Origin of the sequence: Pantoea sp. Tr-811, from assembly GCF_011752535.1 — a bacterium.
Taxonomy (GTDB): Bacteria; Pseudomonadota; Gammaproteobacteria; order Pseudomonadales; family Pseudomonadaceae; genus Aquipseudomonas.
This window is the reverse complement of sequence record NZ_VWXJ01000002.1, coordinates 534,027-540,087: the sequence shown is the minus strand read 5'-3', so window position 1 is coordinate 540,087 and position 6,061 is coordinate 534,027. Positions and strand designations below refer to the sequence as shown.

Sequence of the window (6,061 nt, the reverse complement as noted above, 5' to 3'; positions counted from 1 at the left end):
GGCAGATCAGTGTTGCATAAGCTGGATATCGGTCGGTTCAAGGACGGCCTTCGTCGCTATTTCAAAGGCTCCGAATCGCTCAACGGGCAGCCGCTGCCCGAGGTCAACAAGGCGCTGATCGAGGACGGCCCGCGTGTGGCTCGCCTGACTATCTGGGGCGTGATCGCGTTCTTCCTGTTCCTGATCCTCTGGGCCAGTTTCGCACCTATCGACGAAGTCACCCGTGGCGAGGGTAAGGCCATTCCGTCGTCCAAAGTGCAGAAAATCCAGAACCTTGAAGGCGGCATCGTCGCCGAGATCTACGCCAAGGAAGGGCAGGTAGTCGAAGTTGGCCAGCAACTGCTGCGCCTGGACGAAACCCGTTTTGCGTCGAACGTCGGTGAAACCGAGGCCGATCGCCTGGCCATGGCCCTGCGCGTGGAGCGCCTGAGCGCCGAAGTCGAAGACCGCCCGCTGAAAATCGACGAAGAACTGCGCAAGGCAGCCCCCAGCCAGGCCGCGGATGAGCAGTCGCTATACCAAAGCCGGCGTCAGCAATTGCAGGATGAAATCGGCGGGTTGCAGCAGCAGCTGGTGCAAAAGCAGCAGGAGCTGCGTGAGTTCACCTCCAAGCGCGCCCAGTATGCCAACAGCCTGCAATTGCTGCGTCAGGAAATCGGTATGTCCGAGCCGCTGGTAGCCCAGGGCGCGATCTCCCAGGTAGAGGTGCTGCGCCTGCGCCGTGCCGAAGTGGAAACCCGTGGCCAGATGGACTCCACGGCACTGGCCATCCCGCGTGCGGAGGCGGCCATCAAGGAAGTGCAGAGCAAGATCGAGGAAACCCGTGGCAAGTTCCGCAGCGAGGCCCTGACCAAGCTCAACGAAGCCCGCACCGAACTGAACAAAGCCACCGCCACCGGCAAGGCGCTGGACGACCGGGTCAGCCGTACCCTGGTGACCTCGCCGGTGCGTGGCATCGTCAAGCAGCTGTTGGTCAACACCATTGGCGGGGTGATCCAGCCCGGCAGCGACATCATCGAAATCGTGCCGTTGGACGACACCCTGGTGGTGGAGGCGAAGATCCTGCCCAAGGACATCGCCTTCCTCCACCCAGGGCAGGAAGCAACCATCAAGTTCAGCGCCTACGACTACACCATCTATGGTGGGCTGAAAGCCAAGCTGGAGCAGATCGGTGCCGACACCATCACCGATGAAGACAAGAAAACCACTTACTACCTGATCAAGCTGCGTACCGAGAAGAGCCACCTGGGGACCGACGCCAAGCCCCTGTTGATCATTCCGGGGATGGTCGCCACGGTAGACATCATGACAGGCAAGAAAACCATCATGAGCTACCTGCTCAAGCCGATCATGAAGGCCCGCGACGAGGCGCTGCGCGAGCGTTAAGCAGGTGCTTCGTGGCTGTGGCCTGGCGGCGCGAAAGTGCCGCAAGGCCGCCCCATGCTCGGGCACGGGCACCTTTCATATCCTTATTCTTTAAAGATATTTAAATTATTCTTCTTATGCATTTATAGTCACACCCACTGCGTACCCGTCGACCAATCGATGCGCCGCACGACTTGAACCCACACGGGAAATCCCCGTGCGTTTCTGATCGTTGCGCGCCATTGAAGTCGCGCACTGCGTGGGAGTGAACAATGCCAGCCGCCTCGAACGCCTTGTCGTCCATCGACAGCGCCCAGCCGCAAACTTTTGAAATCCGCCCGTTCTCCGGTGCCGTGGGCGCCGAGATCATCGGCCTGGACCTCGCCAAACCGGTCAACACCGAGGATTTCACCCGTATCCATCGCGCCCACCTCGACCACCACGTGCTGGTGTTCCGTGACCAGCGCATCAGCCCCCAGCAGCAGATCGACTTCAGCCGCCGTTTCGGCGAACTGCAGATCCACGTGCTCAAGCAGTTCCTGCTCGCCGGCCACCCCGAGATCCTGATCGTTTCCAACATTGTCGAGAACGGCCAGAACGTTGGCCTGGGCGATGCCGGCAAGTTCTGGCATTCGGACCTGTCGTACAAGGAACTGCCAAGCCTGGGTTCCATGCTGCATGCCCAGGAGCTGCCCAGCGAAGGCGGCGATACCCTGTTCGCCGACATGCACAAAGCCTGGGACGCCGTGCCCGAGGCCCTGCGCCGGGTGGTCGAAGGCCGCAGCGCCGCCCACTCCTACACGGCCCGTTACGCCGAGACCAAGTTCGAGGGCAACTGGCGCCCAACCCTTACCGCCGAGCAACTGGCCCAGGTGAAGGAAGTTATCCACCCGGTGGTGCGCACCCACCCGGAAAACGGCCGCAAGGCACTGTTCGTCAGCGAAGGCTTCACCACCCGCATCGTCGGCCTGCCCGAGGACGAAAGCCGAGACGTGCTGCAACAGCTGTATGCCCTGAGCGTGCTGGAGCAGAACATCTACCGCCACCAATGGCAGCCACACGACATGGTGTTCTGGGACAACCGTTCGTTGATTCACCTGGCCGCTGGCTGCCCCGCGCACCTGCGCCGAAAACTGTTCCGTACCACCATCCAGGGCGATGCCCCGTTCTGACGACTGAGGAATCCATCATGCGCAAATCCATCAGCCGCCTGGCGGCAAGTATCGGCCTGGGCGCCAGCCTGGTTGTCGGCAGCCTGGCGGCCCCCGCCGTGGCGCAAGCCGAAGGCAAGATTCGCATCGCCGAGCAGTTCGGCATCGTCTACCTGCTGCTCAACGTGGTGCGTGACCAGCAGCTGATCGAAAAACATGGCAAGGCAGAAGGCATCGACATCGAAGTCGACTGGGCCCAGCTGTCGGGCGGTGCGGCAATCAACGATGCGCTGCTGTCCGGCTCGGTGGACATCGCCGGTGCTGGCGTCGGCCCGCTGCTCACCGTGTGGGACAGAACCTACGGCCGGCAGAACGTCAAGGCCGTGGCTTCGCTGGGCAACTTCCCGTACTACCTGGTCAGCAGCAACCCCAATGTGAAGACCATCGCCGACATTTCCGACAAGGACCGCATCGCGGTACCGGCCGTGGGCGTTTCCGTGCAGTCGCGCTTCCTGCAATACGCCGCCGCGCAGCAGTGGGGCGACAAGGCGTACAACCGCCTCGACAAGTACACCCTGGCCGTGCCGCACCCGGACGCCACCGCGGCCTTGCTGGCCGGTGGCACCGAACTGAACGGGCACTTCTCCAACCCGCCGTTCCAGGACCAGGCGCTGGCCAACAAGGACGTGCACGTGGTGCTCAACAGCTACGACCTGCTCGGCCCCAACTCGCCGACCCTGCTGTTCGCCACCGAGAAATTCCGCAAGGACAACCCGAAAACCTACAAGGCCTTCATCGATGCCCTGGCCGAAGCGGCGGACTTTGCCCAGAAGGACAAAGCCGCAGCGGCAGATACCTACATCCGGGTGACCAAGGCCAAGATCGACCGCGAGGCGCTGATCAAGCTGATCGACAACCCGCAGTACGAGTTCACCGTCACGCCGAAGAACACCTACAAACTGGCCGACTTCCTGTACCGGGTAGGCGCCATCAAGCACAAGCCGGAATCGTGGAAGGACTACTTCTTCCAGGATGAACGCCCGCTGCAGGGGAGCTGACCGACCATGACCGCCCCATTGCCAGGCCACACGGCCAGCAACTTGAGCCGTGTCGCGACACCGCCCTTGCTCCAGGTGAACGACCTGAGCCTTGAATACCGCACCGCGCAGCGCGTGGTGCGGGCCACCCACCAGGTCAGCTTCGAAGTCGACCGCGCTGACCGTTTCGTGCTGCTGGGCCCCTCGGGCTGTGGCAAGTCCACCCTGCTCAAGGCCGTGGCTGGGTTCATCACTCCGCAGGAAGGGCAGATTCTGCTGCAGGGCGAACCGGTAAAGGGCCCAGGCCCCGACCGCATCGTGGTGTTCCAGGAATTTGACCAGCTGCCGCCGTGGAAAACGGTGAAAGAGAACGTGATGTTCCCGCTGCTGGTGTCTGGCCAGCTCAAGCGTGCCGAGGCCCAGGAGCGGGCCTTGCATTACCTTGAAAAGGTTGGCCTGGCGGCCTTTGCCGATGCCTATCCGCACACCCTTTCCGGTGGCATGAAGGCGCGGGTGGCGATTGCCCGGGCGCTGGCCACGCAACCGAAGATCCTGTTGATGGACGAGCCGTTCGCGGCGCTCGATGCGCTGACCCGGCGCAAGATGCAGGAAGAGCTGTTGCTGCTGTGGGAAGAGGTGCGCTTCACCTTGCTGTTCGTCACCCACTCCATCGAGGAGGCGCTGGTGGTGGGCAACCGTATCCTGTTGCTGTCGCCGCACCCAGGGCGGGTGAGGGCAGAGGTGCACAGCCACCAGTACGACCTCGGCAGCCTCGGCGCCGCGGACTTCCAGGCCAGCGCCCGGCGTATCCACCGGCTGCTGTTCGACGAGGCCGAACCCGCCGAGCCAAGCGTCGACCTGGGTTTCAACGACATCCGCATCGCCTACTGACAGGAGCTACAGCCATGACCCCTACACCTGTACGCCAGGAATACGAGGTGCAGCTGGAGCCCCTGCTCAGTGTGCCTCTTGAACGCAACCTGCCCCTGGCCCAGCGCCTGTGGCAGCACGGCTGGCTGCGCAAGGCGGTGATCCTGGTGGTGATCGCCGTGCTCTGGGAAGCCATCGCCCGTTACCAGGGCAACGACCTGCTGTTGCCAACCTTCCTGCAGACGGCGGCGGCGCTGTGGGACGGGTTGATCAGCGGTGAGTTGCCGGCCAAGGTTGGCGTATCGCTGGTGATCCTGCTCAAAGGCTACCTGCTGGGTATTGTGCTGGCCTTCGGCCTGACCAGCCTGGCGGTTTCGACCCAACTGGGGCGCGATCTGCTGGGCACGCTGACCTCGATGTTCAACCCGTTGCCGGCCATTGCCCTGCTGCCGCTGGCCCTGCTGTGGTTTGGCCTGGGCGACAACAGCCTGATCTTCGTGTTGGTGCATTCGGTGCTGTGGGCATTGGCGCTGAATACCTATGCCGGGTTTCTCGGGGTGTCGGAAACCCTGCGCATGGCCGGGCGCAACTATGGCCTGAAAGGGTTGCGGCTGGTGCTGCATATCCTGGTGCCGGCGGCACTACCATCGATTCTGTCGGGGCTGAAGATCGGCTGGGCGTTCGCCTGGCGCACGCTGATCGCTGCCGAGCTGGTGTTTGGCGCCAGCAGCGGCAAGGGCGGGTTGGGCTGGTACATCTTCCAGAACCGCAACGAGCTGTACACCGACAAGGTGTTTGCCGGGCTGGCCGTGGTGATCTTGATTGGTCTGCTGGTCGAGGGGCTGGTGTTCAATACCCTGGAGCGGCTGACCGTACGGCGCTGGGGCATGCAGCGGTAAGCCGCCGCTGACGGTGGGCCTGGTAGGAGCGAGCACAGCTCGCGATGGGCTGCGAAGCGGCCCCAACATCCTGTGCCGCGAGGCTGAAAACCTTGGGGCCGCTGCGCGCCCCATCGCGAGCTGTGCTCGCTCCTACCAGGCCAGCGTAAGCCCCCTATACTTGATATTGCGCCGCCGCATTGCTCAATGTCCGGGCAATCTCATCGCGCAAGCCAAGGGGCTGCTCGACCACCACCCCATCCCCCTGGCTGAGCACCCACCAGCGCAAGGCCCAGCCATCCTCCACCGTTGCCCGCAACCGGTGCCCCTGTTCCAGGGCCGTGAGCTGCATATCGGCGCTCAACGGTGTCTGGCGCAACTGCCGCGCCAGTGAATCACTGACCCACGCCTGCATTTCCATTCCCTCACCCGGCACCGGCTGCAGCGATTCGCCGCGCAAATAGCCCTGCAGGTCGAAATTCCCGCGCAACTCGCCCAGGGCATTGGCCGACCAGTGCCAGCCAAACGGAATGCTCTTGTCGTTGCGCTCCAGGGCAAAGATCAGCGACAGCTCGTTGAGGTCGCGCTCGACCGTGCGCTTGCTGACATTGAAGCCGACATCACGCAGGCGCCACACCAGCTCGGCACTGGTAACGCCCGGGGAGCGGCTGGGAAGCTGGCGCAGCAGCGCCCACTGACGGCTGAGGGTGGCGCGGGTCGTGGCGAACGGCAAAAGGTAACGTCCTTGTCTAGGCTTGCC

At 63.2% G+C, this 6,061-nt stretch carries 6 protein-coding genes; 5 read left to right on the top strand and 1 reads right to left on the bottom strand.

The features are described from left to right. Positions 1-21: 21 nt before the first annotated feature. From F3J44_RS04970 to F3J44_RS04950, 5 genes are all read left to right on the top strand, one after another. Positions 22-1,386, top strand: a complete 1,365-nt coding sequence (locus F3J44_RS04970) for an HlyD family type I secretion periplasmic adaptor subunit (RefSeq protein ID WP_205299698.1) — start codon at positions 22-24, stop codon at positions 1,384-1,386. 251 nt (positions 1,387-1,637) lie between these two features. Beyond that, positions 1,638-2,537: a TauD/TfdA family dioxygenase gene (locus F3J44_RS04965; RefSeq protein WP_167066633.1), complete on the top strand. Its 900-nt coding sequence runs from the start codon at positions 1,638-1,640 to the stop codon at positions 2,535-2,537. A gap of 17 nt (positions 2,538-2,554) precedes the next feature. Then, positions 2,555-3,574 carry an ABC transporter substrate-binding protein gene (locus tag F3J44_RS04960; protein ID WP_167066636.1) on the top strand — a complete coding sequence of 340 codons (1,020 nt, stop codon included), beginning with the start codon at positions 2,555-2,557 and terminating at the stop codon, positions 3,572-3,574. Between the two features lie 6 nt (positions 3,575-3,580). Continuing rightward, the gene (locus F3J44_RS04955) at positions 3,581-4,444 is read left to right on the top strand and encodes an ABC transporter ATP-binding protein (RefSeq protein ID WP_167270896.1); all 864 of its coding nucleotides are present in this window, start codon (positions 3,581-3,583) and stop codon (positions 4,442-4,444) included. A gap of 14 nt (positions 4,445-4,458) precedes the next feature. After that, entirely contained in the window at positions 4,459-5,322 is an 864-nt protein-coding gene (locus tag F3J44_RS04950; RefSeq protein WP_167066642.1) for an ABC transporter permease, read from the top strand. A 154-nt stretch (positions 5,323-5,476) separates the two neighbouring features. Here the strand turns inward: F3J44_RS04950 and F3J44_RS04945 are convergent, their stop codons facing one another. Continuing rightward, positions 5,477-6,034 carry a WYL domain-containing protein gene (locus F3J44_RS04945; RefSeq protein ID WP_167270894.1) on the bottom strand — a complete coding sequence of 186 codons (558 nt, stop codon included), beginning with the start codon at positions 6,032-6,034 and terminating at the stop codon, positions 5,477-5,479. Positions 6,035-6,061: the final 27 nt, after the last annotated feature.

Excerpts from the sequence above, each read along its gene's own strand:
- F3J44_RS04960 (WP_167066636.1), top strand. The coding sequence starts at position 2,555 with ATGCGCAAATCCATCAGCCGCCTGGCGGCAAGTATCGGCCTGGGCGCC.
- F3J44_RS04955 (WP_167270896.1), top strand. The coding sequence starts at position 3,581 with ATGACCGCCCCATTGCCAGGCCACACGGCCAGCAACTTGAGCCGTGTC.
- F3J44_RS04950 (WP_167066642.1), top strand. The coding sequence starts at position 4,459 with ATGACCCCTACACCTGTACGCCAGGAATACGAGGTGCAGCTGGAGCCC.
- F3J44_RS04965 (WP_167066633.1), top strand. The coding sequence starts at position 1,638 with ATGCCAGCCGCCTCGAACGCCTTGTCGTCCATCGACAGCGCCCAGCCG.